The sequence below is a fragment of the Gilliamella sp. ESL0250 genome (assembly GCF_013345045.1).
Lineage (GTDB): Bacteria > Pseudomonadota > Gammaproteobacteria > Enterobacterales > Orbaceae > Gilliamella > Gilliamella apicola_H.
In genome coordinates this window covers 1-1019 of sequence record NZ_JAAEDV010000034.1, presented here as the reverse complement: position 1 = coordinate 1019, position 1019 = coordinate 1, and the positions used below count along the sequence as shown (strand labels likewise).

Below are 1019 nucleotides of genomic sequence, written 5' to 3'. Positions count from 1 at the left end.
AGGGTTTAACGTAAACTGGAATTATTAACATCTAGCATCAAGAATATAGAGTAGTTAAAGCTATCGAGACACTAGAATAATTAAGGTAATGAAAATAAGGACAAAACGATGAACAGGCATTTATATCGCGTGATTTTTAACAAAAAACGTGGCATGCAGATGGTGGTTGCGGATATTGCTAAAACTCCGATAGGTAGTGAACAGACGTCATCGACAGAAAAACAATCGTCACTAAAATCGCTTTTTGTTACCTTAAGGCCGATAACCTTTTTAATCTCTATTTCATTAGGCTTTGTGAGTATTAGCTCGCCGGTTTATGGCAGTAATATTGTTGCGGATAAACACGCACACAAACATCAGCAACCGTTGGTGACTTCGGCAGCAAATGGCACCACACAGGTCAATATTCAAACGCCAAATAGAAAAGGGGTATCACATAATAAATACCAGCAATTTGATGTTTCGAAGCAAGGAGTGATTTTAAATAACAGCAGCAAAATTAGCCAAACACAAATTGGGGGTTATGTACAAGGTAATGAGTTATTAAATGCGTCGGGCAGTGCAAAAATCATATTAAACGAAGTGAATTCACGCAATCCAAGCCAATTAAATGGGGTGGTTGAAGTTGCGGGGCAAAAAGCTCAGGTTGTTATTGCTAATCCATCGGGTATTACGTGTAATGGTTGTGGATTTATCAATGCGAGTCGGGGGACGCTCACGACAGGTAAGCCGCTAATTGAGAATGGTGATTTGTTGGGTTATCAGGTTGAGCAAGGGCATATAGCGGTCACAGGGAAAGGGCTGGATAGTTCAGGGCAACGTTACACGGATTTAATTGCGCGGACGGTATCGATTAACTCATCGGTATGGGCGAAGGACTTAAACGTCGTGACGGGTCGTAATAAAGTGAGCCGAGATGGGCAACATATCACGGCATTGTCAGGGCAGACCGACGACAAACCCGAAGTGTCGATAGATGTTTCTGCACTTGGTGGCATGTATGCGGGCAAAATCAACTT

Annotated in this window: 1 protein-coding gene; it reads left to right on the top strand. The window is 42.1% G+C overall.

Annotation, left to right across the window (positions count from 1 at the left end):
- Nucleotides 1–108: 108 nt before the first annotated feature.
- Nucleotides 109–1019: two-partner secretion domain-containing protein (locus GYY69_RS12640; protein ID WP_174798004.1), on the top strand; the 911-nt coding region annotated here is incomplete at its 3' end.